This is a genomic window from Oleiphilus sp. HI0086 (assembly GCF_001635225.1).
On record NZ_LWFZ01000141.1, the window covers coordinates 1 to 1,391 of the forward strand.

The following is a 1,391-nucleotide window of genomic DNA, read 5'->3' on the forward strand; positions in this document are numbered from 1 at the left end:
AGGACAGCCTTCAATCACCCAGTTATCTATAGCCGCTTTAGCTGGATGAGCGTTCTGCATAGACTTCCAGTCTTTGACATAGGCAATAGCATGGTCTCGAATGCTGCCTGGGAATACATGCCGCCATAAGATCGCTACATCTTGGTTCGAATCATTTGCTAGGGCCAAACGACAACATTCACAACTATGATCAACCCACTTTTTATCGGGCTGAAAGCTAGCGCCTACATCGTCAGAGTAGGTGAAATATATCGATCCCCCTAAGTAGTCTTGATTCCTGTCACGAGCGGCTTTTTTATCTCGTTTATCAATCCAGAATAAATATAAACGCCCTGTACCATCCATCAGCATCGCATCAAAACGATGACCGATTAGTGCTTTGTCATTGTTGATCGTAATCGGTTCAGAAAAATTTTGACCGCCATCGAGTGAACGAGCAAAACGCACATCCCCCGAATAGCGCCCAGGCGTCTTATGCGTCCATGAGATAAAGATCTCTTGTTGTTTTCCCAACAGGATCTTTGGCCTATTCTCGCCATCATCATAAATCGCTTCAGGTCGCCGATTAACAGCAATAGGAGGCGTATAGCTGCGCCCTTCATCTGATGATGAAGATAAGTAGATATGGCCATTCTGAGAGAAGACCACATACACTTTATCCTTACCCTCGGCATACGATGGAGCGCGTCCACAATGCACAGATGGAAGTGCCATACCTTGACACTCAGGCAGCAAACTGTTTTTCATTGCTCCATGCTTTTTTGCTGCCTCTGCATCTTGGTTGCAGGTCAATAAGAGTGCAAGCAAAAGGCACAGTATGAAAAAAATACCTGAGCGTTCTTTAGTCATCATGTCTTAAAACCGATACTCAATACCTGCGAATAACTGACGCGGAGCCCCTGGTGTATACTTCTCTTTGCCGTAACTGAAGCTGGCATTTTCCGCATACACTTTATTCGACAGGTTATTAATCTTAGCGCTCAATTTGAGCTGTTCAGAAATTTTATATAGTGCTTTTAAGTGTGTAACCGTATAGCCGCCATATTTTTTAGTGTTATTGTCATCCATCCAATACTCACCAATATGCTCAAGCTCCAATGAAGTCGTCAAACCCTGCACCTTTTGAGGAGAATAGTTCAAACGTAAGTTAGCCAAACTGTTAGGCGCCTCAGCTTGCTCGTTATCGCCATAATCTTCATCGTTCACATACTCGTGCTCCGAGTAGCTATAAGCCAATCGTGCGGATAATTCCTCTGTTAAGGTCTGTAGTATTGATAACTCTGCCCCCTGATGCGTGGTCTCGCCACCATTTTCGTAGTAACGATCTCCATCAATGTTTTCTCGTCGAACAATTGAGTCATCAATCGTCATGTAATACAACGATAAATCGA

Annotated in this window: 2 protein-coding genes; both read right to left on the reverse strand. The window is 44.0% G+C overall.

The features are described from left to right. Window positions 1-852: sialidase family protein (locus tag A3756_RS01975; RefSeq protein WP_156490191.1), on the reverse strand; the 852-nt coding region annotated here is incomplete at its 3' end. A gap of 3 nt (window positions 853-855) precedes the next feature. Continuing rightward, window positions 856-1,391: TonB-dependent receptor (locus A3756_RS01980; RefSeq protein WP_156490192.1), on the reverse strand; the 536-nt coding region annotated here is incomplete at its 5' end.